The sequence below is a fragment of the Pontibacter sp. FD36 genome, from assembly GCF_015686655.1.
Classification (GTDB): Bacteria; Bacteroidota; Bacteroidia; order Cytophagales; family Hymenobacteraceae; genus Pontibacter.
Genome location: NZ_JADPMP010000011.1, coordinates 83,490 through 107,705, shown reverse-complemented (window position 1 = coordinate 107,705; position 24,216 = coordinate 83,490). Strand labels below are relative to the sequence as shown.

Sequence of the window (24,216 nt, the reverse complement as noted above, 5' to 3'; positions counted from 1 at the left end):
ACTAAGGCTGTATCCGTGTTTCGCTGCTGAAGCGGTAGGAGGTTGCGCCTACTATGCCTTGTCTTGCAACACCCTCGCAAACGGCCACAAACTCAGTAATGACATCTGACGTGAAGAAGCTAACAGTCGCTTTCCCTCTGGCATCAGTAGTTACATTAGGCTGCCAGTGCAGGGTGCTTCGGTAGTCCGGTAGGTTGTGACGGTCCTGGGGCACATCGTAGCGCGGCGAATAAAACTCTGATGGCTTGTTGTAGCCAGCCAGCTTGAAATTGATGGTGCCGGGTGCTTTTTGATTTGCGTAATTGTAGTTTGGATTGCCCCTCTTAGTAAAGAGCGCAATCACGCCGCCGGCTGATGAAGAGCCATAAATGGCAGCATTGGCGCCTTTCAGCACCTCAATCGCCTCAATATCTTCTGGCGAGAGCATATTTACTGTCTCTAGGCTAACACGCATACCGTCCAGTACAAACAGTGGCCCGTCGCCACGTATCATTACGCTGGTCTCATTGCCTGAACCTGTAACATGCACACCAGCTACACGACCTGCCAGGTATTGCAGCACATTGGGGTATACTACTGTGAGTTTATCTAGCTCAATGCGAGCATCTGCGTTTTCCTTAAAGTAAATGCGGTGGTCATTGCTGAACTCCTGTTTTTTTGCAGTGATATCTACCTGCTTCAGTTGAATGGCGCCCGTGGTCAGGCGGTGCTGGCGGTCAGCCTTGGCCCAGTCGCTCATGCGCCTGCGGTAGGCTGATATCTGGTCTGGCGATAGGGTGGCTCCTTCCAATGCCTGGAAGCTTGGCGCAGGGGCTGTCATGCGATCCAGGTGAATCAACTGGTTATTACTTCCCTTGGGCGTGCGTGCCTGTATGAAGACCTTCAGCGTATCCTCAAAGTCCAGCCCTACAAACCGGAAACTGCCATCAGGGTTCGTCTCTGCCATGACCAGGTTGGGCAGTGTAAGCTCTGCTTCTTTGGGTGCCGTGTTCGGCGTGAAGATAAGCGTCAGGTTGCTTTTCTGCGGTGTCTTCTTGCCAAGCTCCTTTTCTACTCTCCCTGAGAATGAAAGACTCTCCTCCGGAAGATGTGGAGCGGCCTGCAGCTTGTCCTGTAGCAGGTTGCCCCAATCGAAGCGGCGCCAGCCCTGAGTGAGTAGCAGGAGGTCCAGGTGGCGCCGTGCCTGTGGCTGCTTTTTGTCGAAGTAGTAGGCGGGTTGCTCGATATTGCCTCTCAGCTCACCCTGCAGGTATAGCTGTGTGTAAATATTATTTTCATAAGGCTGCTGGTTCTGGTCGATGAGAGCGTCGCGCACGGCGAGTGAGAAATTGCCGACTACCGGCGTGCCGCTGGCATCACGGGCTTCGAACTGCATGGTTACTTTTTGCCTTTTGCCATACATGGCCTTGTCGGTCGTGATGTTGAGTTGGAGCTGTGGCGGATGGTTCACAAAGGCCAGGCGTTCGCTCAGGGCTTTGCCATCAGCGCTGAACAGGGTGAAGTGGATCAAACCCACCGGGAATCGGGAAGCAGGTATAGCCGACTCCAGTACCGGTTTATCGGTGCTGGCTCTTACAGCAAATATAAGGCTGTCGGCAGCGTGCGCAATCATATACATGGGGGCATTCGCAACCTGGGCTTTGAAATTATGCTCTATCCGAAAATTAACCGTGTGCTCACTATGCTGCGCAACCTGCAGCACCACGCCCTCCGGCTTTGCCTCCGGCAACTTATAACTGGCTGTACGGCCGTTGGGTAGCTTTATCTGTGCGGTGTAGGTTTTGCCGGGTTCGGGTATAAACGTAAAAGCACCCATACCCAAGTGCTCACTCTTAAAGTCCATTACCATATTGCCCTGTTGGTCGTGCACAGTGCCAGCTACTTGCTGCCCTTTACCGCTTATTTCCACAGCCTTGAAGCCTACCCGGGAAGATATACCTGCCACCAGTTGTCCACCTTCCGGGAAAAACTGCAAGTCGAGAGCCGGCTGGCCCACCTGCAGGCGGTAGCTACGCTGGAATGGGTTGCTTTTGTCATCAGACTGAACGACCAGAAGGGCATCCTTTACCGTGCCGCTCTGGGCATTGCTGAAGAAGAGCGGTAGTCGGGCTATACCTTGCGCATCTGTTTCCAGGCTGCCTGACTTTCCTCTTTTACCATCCAGCACCAGCTGTGTCTTTAACTTCAGATTCTTCAGTGGCTCAAAAGGATGCTTATAAAACTGCAGACTGGTGATGATGGAATCTCCGGCTGCGGAGGCGTGTGTCTGGAAAGAAATACTTGCTTTAGCCTCAGTAAGGGAAGGGCTGGCAATGTTGAGCTCTCTGGTAAAGAAGTACTGCGGATCGAAGTTACGCATCCAGTTGGTATAAGCTCTGAGCTGGTAGAGCCCCTCGGAGAGGGTATCGGGCAGGTAGAAGTCGCCGTGTGCCATGCCATTTTGCAGCTTCAGTTTCCTGCTCAGGCGCACTTTGTTGTCAGGGCCTACCAGGTCTGCGTAGAGTACCTTGCTTAGGCTATCAGTCGTGCTTTGAGAAGTATAAGCTTTGAACCAGATAGTCTCGCCGAGACTGTAGAGTGTTTTGTCCTGATGCAGGTAGATGCTCTGCTGCGGGTACAGGGTGTAGAACTTCTGTAGCTGCAGTGCTATGCGCATGATCAGGTCATCGTTGCTGGCCTTTTTGAAGCTGAAGGCCAGAAGTAGTAAAACAGCAGGAAGTGATAAGAGCAGTAGAGGTTTGCGCATAGCTTGGCTTATAAAGGTACTTGAGCGAAAGAACAAATATTAAGCCAATAATATATAATAAAAAGCTTATTGTGTCTAATCAATCTTTTTAAATATTATCTCTGTAGCCATAGTTGTACATGCTGAATGGCTTGTACACGAAAAGCCCCGGCTGTTTGCTGGGTCGCAGCGCAGCCGGGGCTTTAGGTAGGATATTGTTCAATCCTTATTGGTTCTTCTGCTCGTTGTCGGTGCGGGCCTGAGGTGTCGGGTTGTTAGATCCGGTTTTACCAACTGCATCCTTGTGCAGGTCGTTTCCGATGTCCTTTTTAGAACCAGCCTGCTCTTTTCTGGTTTGCTTGTTCTGCGGCATGTTTTTATTCTCTTTCTCGTTTTTCATAGTTTTAAAATTGAGGGTTAATTGCAAATCATGTACAATATTCTGTTTACGAGGCCTTTTGGCTCTAGTTGACGCTAACAGAAAAGCCCGTAGCATCTGCCACGGGCTTTTCCATAATATATTCAGCTAAACTATATTAGGAGTTGTTGTTGCTGGAGCCTGAGTTGTTGTTATTCTTGTTACCCTGGCGTCCTGCTTCTGCATGTCCCTCAGAGTCACCGTGCCAGCCTTTTCCCTGGTTTTGGCTGCTACTGCCCTGCGACTGGTTGCTGCTTCTGGCTTGTGATTGGTTGCTACTTCTTGCTTGGGTCTGACCACTTTGTGATGATCTGCCGCTACTAGAAGATGATGAACTGTCGTTCTTATGGCTTTGACGACCCGCTTCTGCGTGGCCTTGTGAGTCACCGTGCCAGCCCTGTCCCTGGTTGCTGTTGCTTGCTTGCGAACCCTGGTTGCTCTGACCCGATGGGTTATTTTGTGAGCGGGAAGAGCTTGTAAACTCGCCCGATTCGTTTCTTGGCTGATTCTGGTTTCTATTCTGGTTCTGATTTTGATTCAGGTTATCTTCGTTGTTACGATTACGATTCATACCCTGATTCTCTTCATTATTACGTTTCATAGCTTTCGTGATATATGTTTAACATGGTGTCTCCGTACCAGACGGGACTCTCTGTTTTACGGACAAAGACTCTAGCAGTTAGCAATTTGGCCAGGTCAGTGTTGGAACAGGATAGCAATAAAACCGACTAGAATATCTATGGGTATATAGTGTTATGTAAGTATAACAACGGGTGTATGTAATTGTGCCTGAACCCATTAAGGGGTTGGTTTAAAAGAGGTAAGCAGTTGGGCGGTAGGATTTTATAAAGTGCTTCAAAAACTAAAGCACCATAAAAAACCTGAAAAAAAATTACAGGGCAGGGGCTGTTGCTTTCCGGCAGAAGATCGCAATCGGCTTCTGGTGCATATCAGTAGTAAAGAAAAGGTAGTCTTCGCCACCTTCCTTTATACCTGTCTTTTTGCGAATGTCAGCCACGGACTCTGGAAAATTGCGCACCGTGATATTGGCTTTGCGGTGGGGGAGTCTGGCAAGAATCTCTTTCTTATTATAGCGGCCTATACCCTGACAAGTAAAGGTCCGGCCCGGAAAATCAGGTATGAGCTGCTCAGAGGTATACAGGTGGCTGTTGGGGTGCAGCTTCTGTAGGCCGAACTGACTAGCCACACTGCGGTAGGCTCCTGATTTAAGTATGGCAGAATTAGGCTCGTAAAGGTATGTCTTTGGATCAGAGAAGCTGACAGAAGCCTGCTCTTCCTGCTCTTTGTCGAAAGTAAGCGTTTGTATACTACCATCCGGCATCAGGTTGACCGCTTGTCGGGTGGGGTTCGTCCCTGCATAAGGCTGAAGCAGGTATAGCACTTCCTTGCACTCGTTGTGCAGTGCAATCACCCATACCCTGGCTACTGACCTCAGTTGCTCAAGTGCCAGCTCAATATCAAGCATGGGGGAGGTTTTGAGCAGCACAGTAGCTGCTTTCTCAAACAGTACCGGCAGCAGTTGCAGCACATCGGGTTCGCAGTCCTGGAGCAGGTGCACCTTCTCGTGCCTTTCGCCGCGTCGTGCCGGGTCCAGGTATAGCACATCGGCTTTACCAGTAAACTCTTGAAGGAAATCTTCTGCGGAGCCGTTGACAGCATCAATATTAGCAGCGCCCAGCAACTTGAAATTATAGGCGGCTATTTCTGAAAGTTCGCTGTTCTGCTCGACGTGCACCACCTGCCCAAACTGTTTCGCAAAATAGAAACTGTCCACCCCAAAGCCGCCTGTCAGGTCGACGAGCAGCTTGCCTTTTACCAGTGAGGCTTTAAAAGCAGCTGTTGCCTCTGAAGAAGTCTGCTCTACTGATACGGCCGTTGGAAATACCACATCCGGGTGTGCTACCCAGGTTGGCAGCTTGTCCGAGGCTTTCTGTCGTGCCTGGATCTGCTTCACCAGTTCAGCCACCGGCAAATGCGGGTAACGGCTTGCCTGCAGCATTAGTTCGGCTGGGTGGCGGTGCTGGTGCTGCAGTATAAAATCTCTCTCTTCCGGGGTATAGTGCTTCATGGTACGCTGCAAAGGTACAAATTTAATCAGCCCTGTTTTTCTCATAAAAATATGACCGACCGCAAACAATCCTTATACCTGCTGGTTGTATTCACAGCTAAAAGAAATTTTTATTTAAATAATTTATCAGACTACTATGAAGAAATGGATGAAAATCATGATGCTGGCGGTGCTGCCGGCCATGGTGCTAACAAGCTGTGATGATGACGATGACGACATGACTGTTATCGAAAATGCAAATGTAATGGTAGTGCACGCCTCACCTGACGCACCCGGCGTTGATTTGCTGGTGGATGACGAGAAAGTGAACTCAACTGCTCTCACTTACCCGAACAACACAGGTTACCTGGAGGTGCCGGCTGGCCGTCGTAATGTGAAAGTGAATGCTGCTGGCACAAACACATCAGTTATCAACGCCAACCTTGACCTGGAGCGTAACATGAACTACTCTGTGTTCGCGATCAACACGCTGAGCAATATAGAGCCACTGGTACTGATGGATGACCTGACGGCACCGGCTTCCGGTAATGCGCACGTGCGTTTCGTGCACTTATCACCTGACGCCCCGGCAGTAGACGTTGCCGTAACGGGTGGACCTGTGCTCTTCAGCAACAGCGAATTTAAAGAGGCGAGTCCTTTTGCCCCTGTACCAACAGGTACCTATAACCTGGAAGTAAGACTGGCCGGAACAGAAACAGTTGTGCTGGCTGTGCCAAACGTACAGCTGGCCAGTGGCCGCATCTACACTGTATTCGCCAGAGGTTTTGTGTCGCCACCAGCTGAAAATATGAACTCCCTTGGAGCCGAGATCATTACGAACCGATAATAACGAAGAAGACAACTACCTAGTTGAGGCCTGTGCCATTGGTACAGGCCTCAGTATTTTAAAGAAATTCAAACTAATTGACTTTCAGTTGAGTAGTGCTATTATGTTGAAGTTGAGTGAGAAATTTTGTAATTTTGTGCTTCCCTAAGAAAAAAGTAAAATATGATCGATACAACACTTAAGTACAAAGTAAAAGATATTTCGCTGGCCGAGTGGGGCCGCAAAGAGATCAGATTGGCAGAGGCTGAAATGCCTGGTCTGATGGCTATCCGTGAAGAGTATGGCCCGAGCAAGCCGCTGGCTGGTGCCCGCATCGCTGGCTGCCTGCATATGACCATACAGACAGCTGTGCTGATCGAAACACTGGTGGAACTGGGCGCTGAAGTTACCTGGTCTTCCTGCAACATCTTCTCTACACAAGATCACGCTGCCGCTGCTATTGCCGCTGCTGGCATCTCGGTTTACGCCTGGAAAGGTATGACTGCTGAGGAGTTTGACTGGTGCATTGAACAAACCCTGTTCTTTGGCGAAGACCGCAAGCCGCTCAACATGATCCTGGACGATGGTGGTGACCTGACCAACATGGTACTCGACAAGTACCCTGAGCTTGCACCTGCTGTGAAAGGCCTTTCTGAAGAAACGACAACAGGCGTTCATCGCCTGTACGAGCGTATGAAGAACGGAACACTTCCAATGCCTGCCATCAACGTGAACGACTCCGTAACCAAGTCTAAGTTTGACAACAAGTATGGCTGTAAAGAATCGTTGGTAGATGCGATCCGTCGTGCTACAGACGTCATGATGGCTGGTAAAGTAGCCGTTGTAGCTGGTTACGGTGACGTAGGCAAAGGTTCTGCCGCTTCATTGCGTGGTGCCGGTGCCCGTGTGATCGTGACAGAGATCGACCCGATCTGCGCCCTGCAGGCTGCCATGGACGGCTTTGCAGTGAAGAAGATGGTTGACGCTGTAAAAGAAGCAGACATCGTGGTGACAGCAACTGGTAACAAGGACATCATCACGGAGCGTGAGTTCCGTCTCATGAAGGACAAGGCGATCGTTTGTAACATCGGTCACTTCGACAACGAGATTGATATGGCTTGGCTGAACAAGAGCTATGGTAACACAAAAGATACCATCAAGCCGCAGGTTGACCTCTACAACATCGAAGGCAAAGACATCATTGTGCTGGCTGAAGGCCGCCTGGTAAACCTGGGTTGCGCGACTGGTCACCCTTCATTTGTAATGTCTAACTCGTTCTCTAACCAGACACTGGCCCAGATCGAACTGTGGACAAACGCGGAGGCTTACGAGAACAAGGTGTATACCTTGCCGAAGCAACTGGACGAGAAAGTAGCCCGCCTGCACCTGGGCAAGATTGGTGTGGAACTGGACGAACTGTCTTCAGACCAGGCCGCTTACATTGGTGTGACGGTAGAGGGCCCTTACAAGCCTGAGTACTACAGATACTAATTTTGAGTATTGCTTATAAACAGGAAAGCCGGAGCTGATGCTCCGGCTTTCCTGTTTATACCTATTTCTTAAATTTTCCCATCTTCAGCAGTTTGTACACCGAGGCTTTGGCCTGCTTAAACTTGTTGTCAAGCTTGAGGTATTTGTTGGCTTTGTCGCGGAAGTGGATGCGGCGGTGCCAGCCCAGGTGATTGGTATAAGGCTCCTCCAGGATAAAAGCGGTGTAGCCCAAGTCGGCGTAAAAATCTGAGATCTCCTTCTCAAACTGCCCTGGCGTATATTGTTCAAAGCTGCCCATCAGGCGGTAATCGCTCACCCGCTTCAGGCTGGGGTTAAGCGTAAAGATATCTTTCTGAACTTTCCGGTAGCGTATACCTTCAAACTCCGCTACAGTAGGGCTGAAAAAGTCGGCAGGGTACTCATCGGCACTACGGCCCCACACTGTGATCAGCTTCGTGAAAGCTTCCATCAACGCAAGGGAGTCTTCAATAAAGCCATTGCGCAGAAAGTCCCAGTCATCCTCGCAATGGAAGATGTACTCGGTCTTTACCTGGCTGTAAGCTTTGTCGATGCTCTTCTGCTGGCCGAGCTGCTCCGGGTTTACGATCGTCTCAAACTTGTCGTAGCTGAATTTGCGCAGTACGCTCTCCAGCCCCTTTCCGTCTCCGCTATCCTCTATGATCAGGATTTTCTCAATGGGGTAGGTATTGAATTTGAAGAAGCTGTGCAGTGTAGCCTCCAGCAGATCGAAGCGGTTGCAGCTGGTAATAACGACAGTAATTCCCTTAGGCATATTCATTTAAACAGAGTGAATGCACAAAGATAGCGGGAGCACTAAATTAATTGCCCTGGCTCTGTATATATTTCAGAGTCAGGGCAACCTGTAGCTTCTCGTATGACTGTTGATTTTGCTATTAGATGATGTTGAAGCGTGACATCAGGGCCTTTTTGTAGGATTTACCGATCGGAACCTCTCCTTTGGAGAACACGACAGCGTTTTCTTCCAGCGCCTCTACCTTGTCGAGGTTAGCGATATAGGAGCGGTGCACCCGCACAAAATTACCGGAAGGCAGCTTGTGCTCCATGTCCTTGAGTGTAGAGCTGACCAGGTACTTTTGATCTACAGTGACAATGAAAGAGTAGTTGTCATAGGCCTCTACCCACAAGATGTCACTATACTGTACCTTGATGATGCGGTGCTTTACCTTTACGAAGATGTAATCGGTCTGCGTCTCGGCTTCTTTGGGGGCTTTTCCTGCGCCGTTATCCACTGCTTTGTGCCCGGAGTCGTGTTTGTAAAGGGCAAGCTCGATGGCAGAACGCAGGTTTTTTTCGTCAAAGGGTTTGGCCAGAAACCCATCAGGCTCTGTTTTCTTTGCTCTGTCCAGTGTAGCTTTGTCGGCATAGGCGGTCAGGTAGATGAAAGGAATGTCGAACTCCTCCCGTATTTTAGCGCCGATCTCTATCCCGTCAGCATCACCTTTCAGGTTCACATCGAGCAGCACCAGGTCTGGTTGCAGGGTCCGGATCATCTCAAGAGTGTTCGCACCGGAGTCGATGCCACACGTCTGGTAGCCTAGCTCTTCCAAACAGGCAGCCAGGTCTTCTGCGATTATAATTTCGTCTTCCGAAATAAGAATTTTTGGTTTTGTCATAGCATTAATCTCATACGTAAAATTAGCTAGTTACGATGCCAAAACAAAATACAATATTGATTTTGTACCATTATTATTTTGGAATTCGATATTACCCCCAAGTTTTCGGGCCAGTGAGGACACCAGTTGGAGACCAAATGATTTTTTGCGCCGTTCCTGAAAGTCGGTAGGCAAGCCCACACCGTCGTCATGTACTGTTAGGGTATAAGCGTTTTCCTGCTCTGGCCTTAGGTAAATAGCGACTTGCCCATAGCGGTTAGGGAAGGCATATTTAATAGAATTGGAAACAAGCTCATTCACAATTAGCCCTAATGACAGGGCGGTATCTGCCTCTACCATGATAGTAGGTATATCGAGCTTGATTTTGATATGGCGCTCTTTGGTGCCGTATGTAGCGCATAGGCCTTCGCATATATCTTCTATGTAGGCGTTCAGATCAATAGAGGCCAGGTCTTCGTGCTGATAAAGGCGTTCATGCAGGATAGCCATCGATCTCACCCGACCTCTGACAGACTGCATCACTTCGAGTGCATTTGGGTCTTGTACGTGGCGGGCCTGCAGGTTGAGCATGCTCATAATGATCTGCAGGTTATTTTTAACGCGATGATGGATCTCCTTCAGCAGAATTTCCTTCTCACGGTTTTTTTCTTCCAGCAGCTGTGTCCTATACTGTACCTTATGTTCAAGCAGCGTATTCATTTTTACCAGACTTCTTTCGCGCAGCCTGATCAGGCTGATCGTTGCGCCGGTGGCAATGAGTACCAGTAGCACTATAAACCACTCTCTGCGCCACACCGGGGGTACAATGGTGAAGGTATAGGTAAGAGGACTGGGTGTCCAGTAGCCGTCGCTGTTGGCTGCGAGTAACTGAAAGGTATAAGTGCCCGGGTCGAGACTGGCATAGGTGGCAAAAGAATGATCCGTCACAGCAGACCAATGGTCGTCATGTCCCTTCAGACGGTAGCGGTAGCGCACACGGTCGGGGGCGGTGAGTGATATGCCATGAAAGTCAAACGTCAGGTGGTTTTGGTGATGTGGGAGCCGAAGGTTTACAGGGAGTTCAGTAGTTGAGTCAGTCGTGTAACCCATGCTCGCCCAGTCAGTGGGCTTCAGAAAGAGCATGATATTGGTCAGGATTGTATTGGGGTATACCTGATTTCGCCTGTCCATATCAGGCAGGTACATGGTCAGGCCTTTGGCGGTGGCAAACCACACAGTACCGTCCGGAGTCTGGGTGATTCCCTTGTTGCTGACTTCAAGACCCCGAAACCCCTCCTGATTTGCATACGACCGGATGCTAAGACGCCCCCGGGCATGTAGCTGATCAAGCTGCACTTTTAGCACGCCCCGACTGGTGCCGACCCAAAGGTGGTTGGTGTTATCAACAAACAGGCTCTTTATACCTTCATTGGGCAGTCCGTTCCGGGAGTTGTATACCTTAGGAGCCTTCCACTTGTCATGCCAGGCCATAATACCGTAATTGAAACCGCCAAAGTACAAGGTGCCCCACTCATCTACTGCAATAGTGCGGATCTCACGAAAGCCAGCTTCGCCCAGTCCTTTAGCAGCGGCCAGGGCATTGTTCTCGTACCGGAACACACCTTTTTCGGCACCAACCCATATCCTGCCCTGGCTGTCACGATGTAGGGCATACACGTTGCCTGTAAGCTGTGGCTTATGCAATGGCTTAATCGATTGCTGGTTGGGGGGCAGAATAGCCAATCCGGCGGCAGTTGCGAGTAGCAGGTCTCCATTTCGCATGAGCATAGCCTGAAACACTTCTGCTGAGGGCAGCCCCTGTGCCGTGCTGTAATGTGTTACTTTGCCGGGACCCAAACGGTATAGCCCTTTGCTGGTGCATACCCAAACATCGTTTTCATGCGCTACCCACATACTATGCAGGGTGGTGCCTTTGGGCCAAATATCAGTCTGGAGCCAGTTTAGAATACCTCCTTCCATATAAGCAGCATAGCCGTCATCGGTACCCAGCCACACCCTGCCTTTGGTGTCCTGCGCCAGAGCTGATATAACAGGCTCCTTCACCTGTCCCATATCAAAAAAGTGTACAAACCAGGGGTTACGGTACTGCATCAGGCCATGGCCAGTTGTTCCAATCCAGATATTTCCTTCACGATCTGTTGTGATGCAGTTGACTCTGTCTGTGCGCAGACCGCTGAAGCGGGTCAGGTGTTGAAACTCTTTGCCATCGTATTTAAGCACGCCATTCAGGTTCAGACTTAACCATTGATGACCGTAGTTATCAGTTGTGAAATCTCTTATGTTAGGGCTCGTTATACCTGGCGGCAGCTCAAAGTGCTCCAGCTTGTTTTGCCGGAAAGTTGCCGCGCCGTTGGCAGTGCCTATCCAAATAGTGCCGTCAGGTGACTGGTTTAGCACATTAATGCTGTTATAAGGCAGCAAGCTGTTGGTGGAGGTATAATTAGTTGTTCCTTTGGGTGTGATGCTGTACACGCCCTGAGAGTTGCTCCCTGCCCAAAGCTCGTTTGTGGATGTGAAGAGTACGTCATTGTAACGGATGGGCGGTAATTCGGTGTGCTGCACAAATGCATTCCTGGCCAAGTAGTAAACGCCACTGTCTGTGGCTGCCCATATAGTACCTTGGTTGTCTTCTGCGATACTGTAGACCCCTCCGGGCGGCAGGCCAGCCTCCAGGTCATAAGCATAAAAATTATTACCCGTGAGCAGCATCAAGCCTTTATCAGTAGTCCCGATCCAGATGCGCTGACGGCTGTCGAGCAGCAGGCAGCTTATACTGTTGCTGCTCATGCCATCGCGTTTGGTATAGGTATGGAAGGTAGACCCGTCAAAGCGACTAAGCCCCCCGAGCGTAGCTAGCCAGAGCTGCCCTTTGTGATCCTGCAGGATGTCGTTTACCTGAGATTGCGGTAAGCCCTGCTCAAGCGACCAGTTCCGGAAGTTGAACTGTTGCGCCTGCAAGTTTAGCGAAACTGCCAGTAATAGTGTGAAAGCAACAAGGCGCATCCGGAAGCAAGGGCGTTAGATGTGACAACACAGGAAGCTGATATATTTTGTAATAAAAAATAGTTTAATATTTACATTACTCTAAAGTTGTAAATTTGTTGCCTGCAGGCTATACCTGATGTTATAAATTTACTTTATGTGCGGATAGCTTATTAAAAATCAATGCCTATACCTGTTGCAGAGGTTGCAGGCAACAGGTGTAGGTATTGGCAATTAGGGGATGAATACTTATTTTTTGTGAAGGTGCTTATCAATACCGTTAGTGCAAAAAATGCTCTTTTCAGAAATGGCCTTCTCAAGGAGTGTATCATTAGCTGCCAGACTTTGGCGGGAGTTCTCCTGATGATGCAAATGATAGGCTACACCGCCAAAAGCAAGGTTTTGCCGCTTCGTGCCACTGTTTAGCAAGCGGATGGCAAACTCACTATCTTCTCGTCCCCAGCCTACAAAATCCTCATTAAATCCGTTGACGCGCACAATGTCTTCCATCCAGAAGCCCATATTGCAGCTCTTGATCGAAGCGATGCCGGCCTTGTCCTTGCTAAACAGCCTTGACAGAAAAGGCGAGTTAGTAGCATTGAACCGGTTTTTTATACCTGATGAAAGAGGCGAAATGGGAGAAGGGCCGCGACTAATCAGCTTCTGGCTCAACTCAGGACTCAGGAGCACACGCTTTCCTTGGGTAAAATAACCTTTGCGGGCAGCTCGGCGATGGCCCTTTAAAAAGTCAGGATGCAGCACCATATCCCCATCAATGATCACCACATACTCACCGGTTGCCATCGCAATGGCTCTGTTGCGGCTTTCTGCAGCTCTAAAACCCAGGTCTTCCTGCCAGCTGTGCAGCACCGGTACCGGCGACTCTTTCGCTAGCTCCGCTACAAGAGCACGTGTGTCTTCGCGGGAACCGTCGTCGGCCACAATGATCTCACGCGGCAACTCACTTTGCTGAAAGGCGCTGCGCAGCACTGTGCCTAAGGCCTCCTTCCAGTTATAGGTAGTTACGACCAGGCTGATGCCCAGGCGCTGGTTCTCTTCGTGCAGTTTCATGTATTTGTAAAAAGTACCGTTGGCGTTCGAGAAGGAGATGGCCATACCTTCGTACCCATACAGAAACCCGCGCTGCAGCACATAGTTCCTGAAAAGCGAGAAAGCCCACTTGAAATAACTGATGGCAGGGGAGGAGTGCTTCCGAAACCGCTTCTCTTTGGCAAAGAGTGTGGTATACTGGTCCATCTTGGCAATCAGCTGCGATATGCTGTCGAAGGAAAAGTGATCCATGGTGCCACGCAGCGCCTGTACCTGTAAGCCATCCGTTATGATATACTCGTGCACCGGGAGGTCGGCAAAGCGGGTAGTTTCCTTATGATAGAGGCGCAGCACATAATCATTGTCCCATCCACAGGCTTTGATATGCTTTTTGCCGTAAAAGTTATGACGCAGGAAGCTGTATACCTTATGCGTATCGCGGAGGTCGAGCTGCAGAATTTCTTCTGTTAGCTGAGGTGAAAGCACTTCGTCGCTGTCAATGGAGAGGACCCATGGGTGAGAGGCGTGCTGTGCGGCCAGGTTCTTCAGCGGTCCAAATCCGATAAAGGTATGCTGCACGATGCGTACATTAGGATAGCGGGCCGCAATAGCCATTGTCTCATCCGTAGAGCCATTATCCAGTACAATTATCTCAGGAAAGCGCTGCAAGGAATGCAGACAGCTGGAGAGATGCTGCTGGCTGTTTTTAGTCAGGATGGTAACCGATATTGGTTGGCTCATGTATGGGAACTCCCTATGTGGTTGGAGTTGCAAAATTAAGCTTTAACACCTAAACCAATGAAAAAAAAGCTCAGGAACTGCTGAAAGTTCTGAAAATCCGTATGTTTCTAATAAAGAAAGGAATAAGAGCGGCTCATGAGCTGCTTGTTCTGCGCATACCAATGTGGCTCCCGTGCAACCCAAAGGCGGCTAGAAAGGTATGTAATTAAAATTTCTATATTTGCGTATAATTACGCGATGACGACTTTATAAATTACAAAATCAAGTCAAATGAGCGAGCAAACAGGTAAACAGTTGAGTAAAGAGGAAAAAGATGCCCGGTTCGAGGCGGAGCTACTGCCTGTGCTGGATCCTCTGTACAATTTTGCCTACAGGCTCACCCTCGATGAAGATGATGCCAATGACCTGGTACAGGAAACTTACCTGAAGGCCTACCGCTTTTTCGATTACTTTGAACAAGGAACTAATGCAAAAGCCTGGCTGTTCCGAATCCTGAAGAACTCTTTCATTAATGAGTTCCGGAAAAAGAGCAAACAGCCTGCCAAGGTAGATTATAGTGAGGTCGAGGGGTACTACAATTCGGACGACGTAGAAGGCGAGGGCGGCGTGGCCTCCACCACCGACATGCGCACCGAAAGTGTACAGGACCTGATTGGCGACGAAGTGGCCAGTGCCCTGAACGCATTGCCGGTCGACTTCAGAACCGTGATCATTTTGTGTGATCTCGAGGGCTTCACCTACGAGGAAATGGCTAAAATTCTGGATATACCTATAGGTACCGTGCGCTCCAGGCTGCACCGTGCCCGTAACTCTTTGAAAGAGAAGTTGGAAAAGTATGCGAAGAGCATGGGATATAACAGTTAGAATAACCTAAAGAGTTTGAGTTAAGATGGAATCGAAATTTACAGAAGCGCACCAGAAACTTTCTGAAGACGGGCATGAGTCAGAATGCGACAAGATTGCCAAGTTGTTGGACCTGATGATTGATGGAGAAGCCTCCACAGAAGAGCAGTCCTACTTTAATACTCACATCGAAGAGTGCGTTCCCTGCTTCGAAAGCCATCAAAAGCAAAAACTCCTCAAAGGGCTTGTAAGTGGTCATCTTAAGCGCGTAATTGTGCCGGAAAGCTTAGCTTTGTCCATTAAAGCCAGAATTCAAGAAACTGTATAACCTCTGATGCAAGGAAAGATTATCATTTTTTCGGCACCCTCCGGCGCCGGCAAAACTACTATTGTAAAGCACCTCTTGCAGGTAAACCCACTACTTGCCTTCTCTATCTCGGCCTGCACACGCGACAAGCGCGGCCGCACTGAAGAAAACGGAAAAGACTACTACTTCATAACACCGGAAGAATTTAAGCAGAAGATCGCTAAAGACGAATTCGTAGAGTGGGAAGAGGTATATGAAGGTGCCTTCTACGGCACTTTGAAATCTGAAATAGAACGTATCTGGAAAAGTGGCAAGCACGTGATACTGGACGTGGATGTAAAAGGGGGACTGAGTATAAAGCATTTTTACAAAGACAGAGCACTGGCGGTTTTCGTGAAGCCGCCTTCCATAGAGGAATTGGCTAAGCGCCTGCAGGCCCGCAACACCGACTCTGCTTCCAGCATTTCGAGCCGTGTCTTCAAGGCAGAGTTTGAGATGAAGTTTGAAGACCAGTTTGACAAGGTGATCGTAAACGACAACTTGCAGGAAGCTTGCTCTAAGGCAGAAAAACTGGTAAACGAGTTTCTGAACGCTGAACCAGCCATCGTATGAAAGTAGGGCTGCTGTTCGGCTCCTTTAACCCCATCCACATCGGGCACCTGATACTGGCCAATTTCATGGCCAATAACACAGACCTGGATACGGTTTGGCTGGTGGTGTCGCCACAGAACCCCTTCAAGCCCAGCAACACACTGCTGCACGAATTTGACCGACTGCACATGGTGTCGCTGGCCGTGGCTGATAATCCGAGCCTTGGTGTGTCGAACATCGAGTTCAACATGCCCAAGCCGAGCTATACCATCGATACGCTTACCTACCTGCAGGAAAAGTACCCAAGCTACGAGTTTGTATTGATCATGGGGGAGGACAATCTGCCACTCTTCCCGAAATGGAAGAACTATGATCGTATACTGGAATATCACCGTGTATATGTATACCCGCGCTCTGGCTCTGTTACCACCGAATTGCCGGCTATGCCCAATGTGACTTTCATCAAAGCTCCTGTGCTGGATATCTCCGCTACGTTTATTCGGAAATGTATCAAAGAGGAGAAGTCAATCAAGTATATGGTGCCAGACGAGGTGGCAGAGTATATCAGGGTGCACAAGCTATACCTGTAAATAATGCATAGGCATATAAAAGGAGAAGCCCACTGAATGTTCAGCGGGCTTCTCCTTTTATAAAGGTATAATGGTGCTGCTTACACGGTCATGATCTCAGCTTCTTTCTTGGCAAGGAGCTCGTCCATTTTCACAATGTAGCTGTCTGTCATCTTCTGAACTTTAGCTTCCGCATCACGCACAGCATCTTCTGAGGTGCCTTCTTTCTGCAGTTTTCGCAGTGAGTCGTTCACATCTTTGCGAATGTTGCGAATCGCAATCTTTCCGTTTTCAGTCTCGTTCTTCACTTGCTTCACCAGGTCACGGCGACGCTCTTCCGTCAGTGGCGGAATGTTCAGACGGATGGAATCTGCTTCGTGCTGTGGATTCAGGTTTAGATCACTGTTTTTAATGGCTTTGCCAATCTCAGCAACCATGTTCTTTTCCCATGGCTTGATCAAGAGTGTGCGTGCGTCTGGGGTGGTGATACCAGCAACCTGAGAGATAGGAGTTGGAGCGCCATAGTAATCTACGCGCAGATCCTCTACCATGGCAGGAGAGGCTTTGCCAGCTCTGATTTTAAGCAGCTCAGAGTTTGTATGCTGTACCGATTTTTGCATCGACTCCTCGGCTTCGCTGAGGTAAAACTGAATTTCTTCCGTCATATCAATTTTAGCTTAATAAGGTTCTTCTGTTATCTTATGTATACTGCAATTTACTAATTCTTGTCAGTTGAGCCTGCGCCTTCTGAAGCCTGAATATTATCGATGGCTTCTTCTATTGAGTCTGCCAGGTCTTCCATGCTTACAAGCGTGCCGATTTTCTCGCCCTGTACCAGTCGCTTCAGGTTGCCTCCAGTGTTCATGTCGAATACAATGATTGGCAAGCCATTTTCCTTGCAGAGTGTAAAGGCAGTCATATCCATTACGTTCAGGCCTTTCTCGAACACGTCTTTGAAGGAGATATTCGAGTAGAAGATTGCGTTCGGGTCTTTCTCGGGGTCAGCCGAGTAAATGCCGTCTACACGGGTGCCCTTCAATACAACGTCCGCTTCAATCTCGATGGCACGAAGACTGGCGGCTGAGTCGGTTGTGAAGTAGGGGTTGCCAGTACCAGCTCCGAAAATAACGACACGTCCTTTTTCAAGGTGACGTACTGCGCGGCGGCGAATGTAAGGCTCGCATACCTGCTGGATGTTAAGGCCAGAAAGTAAGCGGGTATATACGCCTAGTTTTTCGAGTGCACTCTGCAATGCCATGCTGTTGATGACAGTTGCCAACATGCCCATGTAGTCACCCTGTACACGGTCAAGGCCCACCTGCTCAGCTTGCACACCTCTAAAGATGTTGCCCCCACCAATCACTACTGCTACCTCAACGCCAAGTGCGGCCACTTCCTTAATCTCCTGCGAGTACTGCATCAGCCTGTCAGAGTCAATGCCGTACTGCTGTTCTCCCATTAGCGCTTCGCCGCTTAACTTCAGCAATATTCTTTTATACTTCACGGTCGTTTTATAGTAATGTTAACATTTATGGTGCTCATGTCGCGGCAAGGCAGTACGTGCTGCCCATCCGGCAACACAAAAAAAATTAAAATTGAATCAGGATCTGATTTTTCTCCACGTTCTGCTTCACGGCTACCTTTATTTCCTTCACCACGCCGTCTCCAGGAGATTTGAGGATGTTTTCCATTTTCATCGCCTCCAATATCATGATAGGGTCGCCTTTCTTCACTTCCTGTCCGGGCTGCACTTTTATTTCAAGTATCAACCCTGGCATAGGCGCCTTCACATCGTTCACTTTCTGGGCATTGGCATTGCTCATACCTAATTTGTCAAGCAGCAGGTCAAAGCGGTCTTTCGCGCTCACGGTCTGCTTGATGCCATTTATCTTGAAAGTAAATGTTTTGGCCTGATAGTCAGCTTCTGCCAACTCTGCGGTATACGACTTGTCGTCTTTTATGATATGATATCGGTTAGGGCCAAGGGGCGAAATGTCCCAGTTGAAAGGCGATCCATTAAGGAGAATAGCGTCTTTTTGAATATCAACCTGCCATGTCTTGTCGTTAGCGGTTTTTATCTGGAGCATCTTTTTAAATCAGGTTTTGGAAGCTTAAAGATAATTGATTTATCAGAGTATTTTTAGAAATTGAGCTCAAAATTAAAACATTCCATCATGAATCATAGGTTTCTGAGCATAGTTGGCCTTGCTGCCGCTATGGCTTTTACAGGCGGCTGCAGTGTGAACAAACAAACGAAGGCGACTCCTACAGTTGAGCCAGTAACGGGCAAACCAGCCTTGGAGATTGCCGAGCCTCCTGTGTGGGCCCCAAAGAACCATGCCTTCAATCCCTCTAAAACACGGGTGCACGACCTGCTGCACACCAAACTGCGTGTGAGTTTTGACTGGGATAAGCAATACCTGCATGGCATCGCAGAGCTCACCCTCAAACCTTATTTCTATCCGCAGAACAAGCTTGTATTAGATGCCAAAGGTTTTGATATCCACAGCGTGAACCTGATGAATGGTTTTGACGCGAAGGAGCTTCAGTATACCTACGACGGAATGAAGCTGACAATTGACCTGGACAAAACGTATACCCGAAATGACAAGTATGTCATTGAAATAGATTATACGGCTAAGCCAAATGAGTTGGTAGTAGGGGGCAGTGATGCCATCACCGAAGACAAGGGACTCTACTTCATCAACCCGAAAGGGGAGGAACCAAACAAGCCACGCCAGATCTGGACCCAGGGCGAAACCGAAGCGAACTCTGCCTGGTTCCCAACCATTGACTCGCCAAATGAGCGCATGACGCAGGAGCTGTACATTACCGTGGATCAGCAATTCACCACACTCTCCAACGGCACCTTCGTCTACTCACGCAAAAACCCGAATGGCACTAAGACCGACTACTGGAAAATGGAACAGGCTCACGCGCCATACCTGACCATGATGGCCATTGGAGAGTATGCCGTAGTGAAAGACAAGTGGCGCGACCTGGAGGTGAACTACTATGTGGAGCCGGCTTATGAGAAAACGGCTAAGAAGATCTTTGGTAATACGCCCGAAATGCTTGAGTTCTTCTCAAAAAAACTAGGCGTGGATTACCCTTGGTCGAAATACTCGCAGGTGGTTGTGCGCGACTTCGTGTCAGGAGCTATGGAAAACACGTCGGCTTCTACTTTCATGGAAGACCTGCAATTGAATGAGCGGGAGCTTCTTGATAAAAACTGGGATGGTATCATTGCGCACGAACTGTTCCACCAGTGGTTCGGCAACTACGTGACTACAGAGTCGTGGGCTAACCTGCCGCTTAATGAAGCATTCGCCAACTATTCTGAATACCTGTGGACAGAGCACAAGTACGGTGCTGATGAAGCCGCTCTCCATCACCTGGACGAACTGGGGCAGTACCTCGATGAATCCGAAAGTAAGCGTGAACAGCTGATTCGCTATCGCTATGCGGACCGGGAAGATATGTTCGATAGCCACTCCTATGCCAAGGGCGGTCGTGTGCTGCACATGCTTCGCAAGTATGTGGGAGACGAAGCGTTCTTTGCTTCACTGAACCGCTACCTCACACAGAACAAATTCTCAGATGTAGAAGTGGCTGAATTGCGCATGGCCTTTGAAGATACTACTGGCGAAGACTTAATGTGGTTCTTTGATCAGTGGTTCCTGCGAGCGGGTCATCCGGAGCTTAAAGTAAGCCATACCTATCAGAACGGTGCGCTTACGCTTCAGGTATGGCAGCAACAGGATACGCTCTACCAGCCAGTGTATAGGTTGCCGCTGAAAGTAGCAGTTTGGGAAAATGGTAAGAAAGCAGAGCATAGTATTGAGATCACAAAAGCAAACCAGGTGTTTAACCTGCCTGTGGGTGCAGAGCCGCAACTTTTGCTGTTTGACAGCGAGCAGCAGCTACTTGGTACTGTAGAGCATGCGAAGACAGCCGAAGAATTGGAGTTTCAGTTTAACAACGCAGGTGGGTTGGCTGCAAAACTTGAGGCATTAGAAGAGTTGGAGAAGGAGTTAAGCCAACAGGAAATGGTAAGCCTGTTGCAGGGCGCTTTGAAAGACGAATTCTGGGCTGTACGAAACATGGCATTGGATGTAGCGGGGCGTCTACCAGCAAGGCAGACCGAAACACTGGAGCCAATTGTGAAGCGAATAGCTGAAAGCGATGAAAAAGGGGAAGTAAGAGCAGGCGCTATCATGCTGCTTTCTGAATGGGGCGATGATGAGTATAGCGAACTATATAAGAAATCAATGGAAGATGACTCTTACAAAGTGGCAGCCGCAGGTATACTGGGCTATGCCATGACAGAGGCACCAGACATTAACCAACGCCTGTCCAGTTTTGAAAAGGAGACAAACGAGGAGATCGTGCTGGCGCTGGCTTCATACTATGCAGTGAAGGGAGGGGCAGGAAAGTATGATTGGTTTATGAAGCAGATGAAAAATGCTAAAGGAGTAGGTCTTTATTATCTGTTGCAGAGCTACGGCGCATTTATGGCGGTAAACCCGGAAGCCTATACCCCCGAGGCAATTGGTATGCTGGCAGAATTGGCACAGGAGCATCGATTGTATTACGTGCGCATGGCTGCCTTTCAAACACTTATGGTGCATTCAGAGCGTCCGGAGATAGTAGAATTGCTTAAAGAAATAAGAGCTAATGAGCAGGACAAAAGGCTTCTGGAACTGTACAATCAGGTTACATTGTAGGGCATCCAGAAAAAAAAGTAAATAATTTTTTAGAGAATATTTGACTGGAAAGAAAAAGCGCTTAATTTTGCATCTCCTTAGAACGAACAGCGGACTGAAAAACAGTTTTGAAGTGCTAAGGAAAGGCTGAATAAGTCAGCCAGGTTGAATATTAGGGGAGATTCCAGAGCGGCCAAATGGGACGGACTGTAACTCCGTTGTAGTGATACTTCGCAGGTTCGAATCCTGCTCTCCCCACAATTAAGACCACGCTATTTAATGGTTTGCTTCATTAAAAGCGGGAGTAGCTCAGTTGGTAGAGCGATAGCCTTCCAAGCTATAGGCCGCGAGTTCGACCCTCGTCTCCCGCTCAATAAGCAAACGGCGTGCTGCTTATCAATTATGGGTTGCTTTGTAAGGAATTTCATGAAGATGGATTTCCTTTTTAGTATAAACTCATTTTTAAGATAAGTGATGGCAAAAGCCGACGTAGCTCAGGGGTAGAGTACTTCCTTGGTAAGGAAGGGGTCGTGGGTTCAATTCCCATCGTTGGCTCAAAGTCCGTTACGTGTATAATTAACGCAACATACTTAAACGTTTTAACCTTAATTTAATTATCATACAATGGCTAAAGAAACATTTGACCGTTCCAAACCGCACGTAAACATCGGTACTATCGGTCACGTTGACCACGGCAAAACAACTTTGACTGCTGCCATTACTACAGTTTTGGCTAAGAAAGGTCTTGCTGCACTTCGCGACTTCTCTTCTATTGATAACGCTCCAGAAGAAAAAGAAAGAGGTATTACAATCAATACTTCTCACGTAGAATACGCAACTGAGAACCGTCACTATGCTCACGTTGACTGCCCAGGTCACGCTGACTACGTGAAGAACATGGTTACTGGTGCTGCCCAGATGGACGGTGCTATCCTTGTGGTTGCTGCAACTGATGGTCCAATGCCACAGACTCGTGAGCACATCCTTCTTGCTCGTCAGGTAGGTGTACCTCAGCTGGTAGTATTCATGAACAAAGTTGACATGGTGGACGATCCAGAGCTTCTTGAGCTTGTTGAGATGGAAATCCGTGAGCTTCTTTCTTTCTACGACTTCGACGGCGACAACATTCCAGTTATCCAGGGTTCAGCTCTTGGTGGCTTGAACGGCGACGAGAAGTGGGTGAAGACAATCGAAGAATTAATGGCTGCAGTTGATAGCTATATTCCGATTCCAGCTCGTTTGACTGACCTTCCATTCCTGATGCCAGTTGAGGACGTGTTCTCAATCACTGGTCGTGGTACTGTAGCTACAGGCCGTATCGAGCGTGGTGTAATCAACTCTGGTGAGCAGGTTGAAATCCTGGGTATGGGTGCTGAGAACCTTAAGTCAGTAGTTACTGGTGTTGAGATGTTCCGTAAGATCCTTGACCGTGGTGAAGCTGGTGACAACGTAGGTCTGTTGCTTCGTGGTATTGAGAAATCTGATATCCGTCGTGGTATGGTTATCTGTAAGCCAGGTTCTGTGAAGCCTCACACGAAGTTCAAGGCTGAGGTTTACGTTCTTTCTAAAGAAGAAGGTGGACGTCACACGCCGTTCTTCAACAAGTACCGTCCACAGTTCTACTTCAGAACGACAGACGTTACTGGTGAGATCATGCTGCCAGAAGGCGTAGAAATGGTTATGCCTGGTGATAACATCACTATCGAGGTAAACCTGATCAACGCAGTAGCAATGGAGAAAGGTCTACGTTTCGCTATCCGTGAGGGTGGTAGAACAGTAGGTGCCGGTCAGGTAACTGAAATCCTTGACTAATAATATATAAAACTGACCCGTTTCTGGAATCTTTTTCGGAAACGGGTTTGTTTTTAATATTCTTTTAAATAAATTTGCACTCCAATTAAAATTGGTGTGCATTTTTTTACGGGTGTAGCTCAATTGGTAGAGTAGTGGTCTCCAAAACCATTGGCTGGGAGTTCGAGTCTCTCCACCCGTGCAATTTAAATCCTATTAAAGCGAAGGCGATGAGCAAAGTAAAAGGCTACATAGACGAGACAGTGGAGGAAATGAAAAACAAAGTTTCATGGCCTGCATATTCTGACCTGCAGAATAGCTCTGTATTGGTGTTGATCGGGTCTTTAATATTTGCTCTGGTAGTTGGAGCTATGGATTTCGTTTTTGATTCGTCGCTGTCTTGGTTTTACAACCAATTTTAATTTGAGTCTATGGCTGATTTAAAATGGTATGTGGTTCGCGCTGTAAGCGGACAGGAGAAAAAGGCAAAGGCGTATCTGGAGAACGAAGTAGTAAGACAGAATCTTGGAGAGTACGTTCCTCAGGTTCTCATACCAGCCGAGAAGGTGTATGAGATGCGAGGCGGAAAGAAGAAGATCAGAGAGAGAAATTTCTTCCCGGGATATGTACTGGTACAAGCTGATCTTTCACATGGTGAAGCTGAACACATTATCATCAGCACACCAGGTGTAATAGGCTTCCTCGGTTCAAACGAAGGAGGTCAGAATAAAAAGCCAGTTCCGCTTCGCCAGTCTGAAGTAAACAGAATACTGGGTACTGTAGATGAGGCAGAAGAACAGGCAGAAGTATTGGATACTCCATTCTTAGTTGGAGAAATGGTGAAAGTGATGGACGGTCCTTTCAGTGGATTCTCAGGGACTGTAGAGGAAGTGTTCGAAGAACGTAAGAAGCTTAATGTTATGGTAAAGATTTTCGGCCGTAACACACCAGTTGAGCTGAATTACATGCAGGTAGAAAAAGAATCGTAGTAAATACAAATAATGGCAAAGGAAATAAAAGGTTACCTGAAACTTCAGGTAAAGGGAGGTGCCGCGAACCCATCGCCACCGATTGGACCTGCACTTGGTTCTAAAGGTCTTAACATCATGGAGTTCTGTAAGCAGTTCAATGCTAGAACCCAGGATAAGCCAGGACAAGTGTTACCAGTGTTGATTACAATATACGCAGATAAGTCCTTCGACTTCGTTATTAAGACGCCTCCTGCTCCGGTATTGTTAATGGATGCTGCTAAGATTAAGGGTGGTTCTAAAGAGCCAAACCGTAACAAAGTAGGTTCAGTTACATGGGATCAGGTAAGAGAGATTGCAGAGCTGAAAATGCCTGACTTAAATGCCTTCAAACTGGAAGCCGCCATGAAAATGGTAGCTGGTACAGCAAGAAGCATGGGTATTACAGTGTCTGGAAACGCTCCGTGGAACGAATAATTAGAGTT

The 24,216-nt window shown here is 48.3% G+C and carries 23 protein-coding genes and 4 tRNA genes; 16 read left to right on the top strand and 11 right to left on the bottom strand.

Annotated features, from left to right (window positions below):
* Nucleotide 1 precedes the first annotated feature (1 nt).
* The 4 genes from I0P70_RS16295 to I0P70_RS16280 all read right to left on the bottom strand — a co-directional run bounded on the left by I0P70_RS16295 (nt 2) and on the right by I0P70_RS16280 (nt 5,232).
* Nucleotides 2–2,746 (bottom strand): TonB-dependent receptor plug domain-containing protein, encoded by a 2,745-nt coding sequence (locus I0P70_RS16295; RefSeq protein WP_196120020.1) that lies wholly within the window; start codon nt 2,744–2,746, stop codon nt 2–4.
* Nucleotides 2,747–2,951: 205 nt separating this feature from the next.
* Nucleotides 2,952–3,125: a hypothetical protein gene (locus I0P70_RS16290; protein ID WP_196120018.1), complete on the bottom strand. Its 174-nt coding sequence runs from the start codon at nt 3,123–3,125 to the stop codon at nt 2,952–2,954.
* Nucleotides 3,126–3,261: 136 nt separating this feature from the next.
* Nucleotides 3,262–3,744 carry a hypothetical protein gene (locus I0P70_RS16285; protein WP_196120017.1) on the bottom strand — a complete coding sequence of 161 codons (483 nt, stop codon included), beginning with the start codon at nt 3,742–3,744 and terminating at the stop codon, nt 3,262–3,264.
* A 291-nt stretch (nt 3,745–4,035) separates the two neighbouring features.
* Nucleotides 4,036–5,232, bottom strand: coding sequence for a class I SAM-dependent methyltransferase (locus tag I0P70_RS16280; RefSeq protein WP_196120015.1), 1,197 nt, complete (start codon nt 5,230–5,232; stop codon nt 4,036–4,038).
* A 51-nt stretch (nt 5,233–5,283) separates the two neighbouring features.
* Here I0P70_RS16280 and I0P70_RS16275 point away from each other — a divergent pair, with 51 nt between their 5' ends.
* The 3 genes from I0P70_RS16275 to ahcY all read left to right on the top strand — a co-directional run bounded on the left by I0P70_RS16275 (nt 5,284) and on the right by ahcY (nt 7,528).
* Nucleotides 5,284–5,433, top strand: a complete 150-nt coding sequence (locus I0P70_RS16275) for a hypothetical protein (RefSeq protein WP_196120013.1) — start codon at nt 5,284–5,286, stop codon at nt 5,431–5,433.
* Complete coding sequence (locus I0P70_RS16270; RefSeq protein WP_196120011.1) at nt 5,369–6,058, top strand: DUF4397 domain-containing protein; 690 nt, start codon at nt 5,369–5,371, stop codon at nt 6,056–6,058. Before I0P70_RS16275 ends, I0P70_RS16270 begins: the two co-directional genes overlap by 65 nt.
* Nucleotides 6,059–6,220: 162 nt before the next feature.
* A complete protein-coding gene (gene ahcY / locus I0P70_RS16265; protein WP_196120009.1) occupies nt 6,221–7,528 on the top strand; it encodes an adenosylhomocysteinase in 1,308 nt (435 codons plus the stop codon).
* A gap of 61 nt (nt 7,529–7,589) precedes the next feature.
* Here ahcY and I0P70_RS16260 read toward each other — a convergent pair whose 3' ends face one another.
* The 4 genes from I0P70_RS16260 to I0P70_RS16245 all read right to left on the bottom strand — a co-directional run bounded on the left by I0P70_RS16260 (nt 7,590) and on the right by I0P70_RS16245 (nt 13,956).
* The gene (locus I0P70_RS16260) at nt 7,590–8,321 is read right to left on the bottom strand and encodes a glycosyltransferase family 2 protein (RefSeq protein WP_196120007.1); all 732 of its coding nucleotides are present in this window, start codon (nt 8,319–8,321) and stop codon (nt 7,590–7,592) included.
* 121 nt (nt 8,322–8,442) lie between these two features.
* Entirely contained in the window at nt 8,443–9,183 is a 741-nt protein-coding gene (locus I0P70_RS16255; RefSeq protein ID WP_196120005.1) for a LytTR family DNA-binding domain-containing protein, read from the bottom strand.
* Between the two features lie 30 nt (nt 9,184–9,213).
* Nucleotides 9,214–12,186 (bottom strand): two-component regulator propeller domain-containing protein, encoded by a 2,973-nt coding sequence (locus I0P70_RS16250; RefSeq protein ID WP_196120003.1) that lies wholly within the window; start codon nt 12,184–12,186, stop codon nt 9,214–9,216.
* A 228-nt stretch (nt 12,187–12,414) separates the two neighbouring features.
* Complete coding sequence (locus tag I0P70_RS16245) at nt 12,415–13,956, bottom strand: glycosyltransferase (protein ID WP_196120001.1); 1,542 nt, start codon at nt 13,954–13,956, stop codon at nt 12,415–12,417.
* Between the two features lie 270 nt (nt 13,957–14,226).
* Here I0P70_RS16245 and I0P70_RS16240 point away from each other — a divergent pair, with 270 nt between their 5' ends.
* Genes I0P70_RS16240 through nadD form a run of 4 tightly spaced genes read left to right on the top strand, consistent with a single transcriptional unit; the run spans nt 14,227 to nt 16,287 of the window.
* The gene (locus tag I0P70_RS16240; protein ID WP_007653448.1) at nt 14,227–14,820 is read left to right on the top strand and encodes a sigma-70 family RNA polymerase sigma factor; all 594 of its coding nucleotides are present in this window, start codon (nt 14,227–14,229) and stop codon (nt 14,818–14,820) included.
* 25 nt (nt 14,821–14,845) lie between these two features.
* Nucleotides 14,846–15,127, top strand: coding sequence for a zf-HC2 domain-containing protein (locus I0P70_RS16235; RefSeq protein WP_007653447.1), 282 nt, complete (start codon nt 14,846–14,848; stop codon nt 15,125–15,127).
* Nucleotides 15,128–15,133: 6 nt separating this feature from the next.
* Nucleotides 15,134–15,718 (top strand): guanylate kinase, encoded by a 585-nt coding sequence (gmk, locus tag I0P70_RS16230; protein WP_196119999.1) that lies wholly within the window; start codon nt 15,134–15,136, stop codon nt 15,716–15,718.
* Nucleotides 15,715–16,287, top strand: a complete 573-nt coding sequence (nadD, locus tag I0P70_RS16225; RefSeq protein WP_196119996.1) for a nicotinate (nicotinamide) nucleotide adenylyltransferase — start codon at nt 15,715–15,717, stop codon at nt 16,285–16,287. The genes gmk and nadD overlap by 4 nt, the downstream gene beginning before the upstream one ends.
* A gap of 80 nt (nt 16,288–16,367) precedes the next feature.
* On the opposite strand, the gene frr is transcribed toward nadD, so the two are convergent.
* The 3 genes from frr to I0P70_RS16210 all read right to left on the bottom strand — a co-directional run bounded on the left by frr (nt 16,368) and on the right by I0P70_RS16210 (nt 18,353).
* Nucleotides 16,368–16,931 carry a ribosome recycling factor gene (gene frr / locus I0P70_RS16220; protein ID WP_196119994.1) on the bottom strand — a complete coding sequence of 188 codons (564 nt, stop codon included), beginning with the start codon at nt 16,929–16,931 and terminating at the stop codon, nt 16,368–16,370.
* A gap of 53 nt (nt 16,932–16,984) precedes the next feature.
* The gene (gene pyrH / locus I0P70_RS16215; protein ID WP_007653646.1) at nt 16,985–17,770 is read right to left on the bottom strand and encodes a UMP kinase; all 786 of its coding nucleotides are present in this window, start codon (nt 17,768–17,770) and stop codon (nt 16,985–16,987) included.
* An 85-nt stretch (nt 17,771–17,855) separates the two neighbouring features.
* Nucleotides 17,856–18,353 carry a biotin/lipoyl-containing protein gene (locus tag I0P70_RS16210; protein WP_196119992.1) on the bottom strand — a complete coding sequence of 166 codons (498 nt, stop codon included), beginning with the start codon at nt 18,351–18,353 and terminating at the stop codon, nt 17,856–17,858.
* An 87-nt stretch (nt 18,354–18,440) separates the two neighbouring features.
* On the opposite strand from I0P70_RS16210, the gene I0P70_RS16205 reads away from it, so the two are divergent.
* From I0P70_RS16205 to rplK, 9 genes are all read left to right on the top strand, one after another.
* Nucleotides 18,441–20,993: a M1 family metallopeptidase gene (locus I0P70_RS16205; RefSeq protein ID WP_196119990.1), complete on the top strand. Its 2,553-nt coding sequence runs from the start codon at nt 18,441–18,443 to the stop codon at nt 20,991–20,993.
* Nucleotides 20,994–21,147: 154 nt separating this feature from the next.
* Nucleotides 21,148–21,230 (top strand) — tRNA-Tyr (locus I0P70_RS16200).
* 40 nt (nt 21,231–21,270) lie between these two features.
* Nucleotides 21,271–21,343, top strand: a tRNA-Gly gene (locus I0P70_RS16195).
* A 112-nt stretch (nt 21,344–21,455) separates the two neighbouring features.
* Nucleotides 21,456–21,527, top strand: a tRNA-Thr gene (locus tag I0P70_RS16190).
* 69 nt (nt 21,528–21,596) lie between these two features.
* Nucleotides 21,597–22,784 carry an elongation factor Tu gene (gene tuf, locus I0P70_RS16185; protein WP_196119987.1) on the top strand — a complete coding sequence of 396 codons (1,188 nt, stop codon included), beginning with the start codon at nt 21,597–21,599 and terminating at the stop codon, nt 22,782–22,784.
* 108 nt (nt 22,785–22,892) lie between these two features.
* Nucleotides 22,893–22,965, top strand: a tRNA-Trp gene (locus I0P70_RS16180).
* Nucleotides 22,966–22,993: 28 nt separating this feature from the next.
* Nucleotides 22,994–23,185: a preprotein translocase subunit SecE gene (secE, locus tag I0P70_RS16175; protein WP_007654324.1), complete on the top strand. Its 192-nt coding sequence runs from the start codon at nt 22,994–22,996 to the stop codon at nt 23,183–23,185.
* A 9-nt stretch (nt 23,186–23,194) separates the two neighbouring features.
* A complete protein-coding gene (gene nusG / locus I0P70_RS16170) occupies nt 23,195–23,752 on the top strand; it encodes a transcription termination/antitermination protein NusG (protein WP_007654323.1) in 558 nt (185 codons plus the stop codon).
* A gap of 12 nt (nt 23,753–23,764) precedes the next feature.
* Nucleotides 23,765–24,208 (top strand): 50S ribosomal protein L11, encoded by a 444-nt coding sequence (gene rplK, locus I0P70_RS16165; protein WP_007654322.1) that lies wholly within the window; start codon nt 23,765–23,767, stop codon nt 24,206–24,208.
* Nucleotides 24,209–24,216: the final 8 nt, after the last annotated feature.

Excerpts from the sequence above, each read along its gene's own strand:
- I0P70_RS16295 (WP_196120020.1), bottom strand. The coding sequence starts at position 2,746 with ATGCGCAAACCTCTACTGCTCTTATCACTTCCTGCTGTTTTACTACTT.
- I0P70_RS16290 (WP_196120018.1), bottom strand. The coding sequence starts at position 3,125 with ATGAAAAACGAGAAAGAGAATAAAAACATGCCGCAGAACAAGCAAACC.
- I0P70_RS16285 (WP_196120017.1), bottom strand. The coding sequence starts at position 3,744 with ATGAAACGTAATAATGAAGAGAATCAGGGTATGAATCGTAATCGTAAC.
- I0P70_RS16280 (WP_196120015.1), bottom strand. The coding sequence starts at position 5,232 with ATGAAGCACTATACCCCGGAAGAGAGAGATTTTATACTGCAGCACCAG.
- I0P70_RS16275 (WP_196120013.1), top strand. The coding sequence starts at position 5,284 with ATGACCGACCGCAAACAATCCTTATACCTGCTGGTTGTATTCACAGCT.
- I0P70_RS16270 (WP_196120011.1), top strand. The coding sequence starts at position 5,369 with ATGAAGAAATGGATGAAAATCATGATGCTGGCGGTGCTGCCGGCCATG.
- ahcY (WP_196120009.1), top strand. The coding sequence starts at position 6,221 with ATGATCGATACAACACTTAAGTACAAAGTAAAAGATATTTCGCTGGCC.
- I0P70_RS16260 (WP_196120007.1), bottom strand. The coding sequence starts at position 8,321 with ATGCCTAAGGGAATTACTGTCGTTATTACCAGCTGCAACCGCTTCGAT.
- I0P70_RS16255 (WP_196120005.1), bottom strand. The coding sequence starts at position 9,183 with ATGACAAAACCAAAAATTCTTATTTCGGAAGACGAAATTATAATCGCA.
- I0P70_RS16250 (WP_196120003.1), bottom strand. The coding sequence starts at position 12,186 with ATGCGCCTTGTTGCTTTCACACTATTACTGGCAGTTTCGCTAAACTTG.
- I0P70_RS16245 (WP_196120001.1), bottom strand. The coding sequence starts at position 13,956 with ATGAGCCAACCAATATCGGTTACCATCCTGACTAAAAACAGCCAGCAG.
- I0P70_RS16240 (WP_007653448.1), top strand. The coding sequence starts at position 14,227 with ATGAGCGAGCAAACAGGTAAACAGTTGAGTAAAGAGGAAAAAGATGCC.
- I0P70_RS16235 (WP_007653447.1), top strand. The coding sequence starts at position 14,846 with ATGGAATCGAAATTTACAGAAGCGCACCAGAAACTTTCTGAAGACGGG.
- gmk (WP_196119999.1), top strand. The coding sequence starts at position 15,134 with ATGCAAGGAAAGATTATCATTTTTTCGGCACCCTCCGGCGCCGGCAAA.
- nadD (WP_196119996.1), top strand. The coding sequence starts at position 15,715 with ATGAAAGTAGGGCTGCTGTTCGGCTCCTTTAACCCCATCCACATCGGG.
- frr (WP_196119994.1), bottom strand. The coding sequence starts at position 16,931 with ATGACGGAAGAAATTCAGTTTTACCTCAGCGAAGCCGAGGAGTCGATG.
- I0P70_RS16210 (WP_196119992.1), bottom strand. The coding sequence starts at position 18,353 with ATGCTCCAGATAAAAACCGCTAACGACAAGACATGGCAGGTTGATATT.
- I0P70_RS16205 (WP_196119990.1), top strand. The coding sequence starts at position 18,441 with ATGAATCATAGGTTTCTGAGCATAGTTGGCCTTGCTGCCGCTATGGCT.
- tuf (WP_196119987.1), top strand. The coding sequence starts at position 21,597 with ATGGCTAAAGAAACATTTGACCGTTCCAAACCGCACGTAAACATCGGT.
- secE (WP_007654324.1), top strand. The coding sequence starts at position 22,994 with ATGAGCAAAGTAAAAGGCTACATAGACGAGACAGTGGAGGAAATGAAA.
- nusG (WP_007654323.1), top strand. The coding sequence starts at position 23,195 with ATGGCTGATTTAAAATGGTATGTGGTTCGCGCTGTAAGCGGACAGGAG.
- rplK (WP_007654322.1), top strand. The coding sequence starts at position 23,765 with ATGGCAAAGGAAATAAAAGGTTACCTGAAACTTCAGGTAAAGGGAGGT.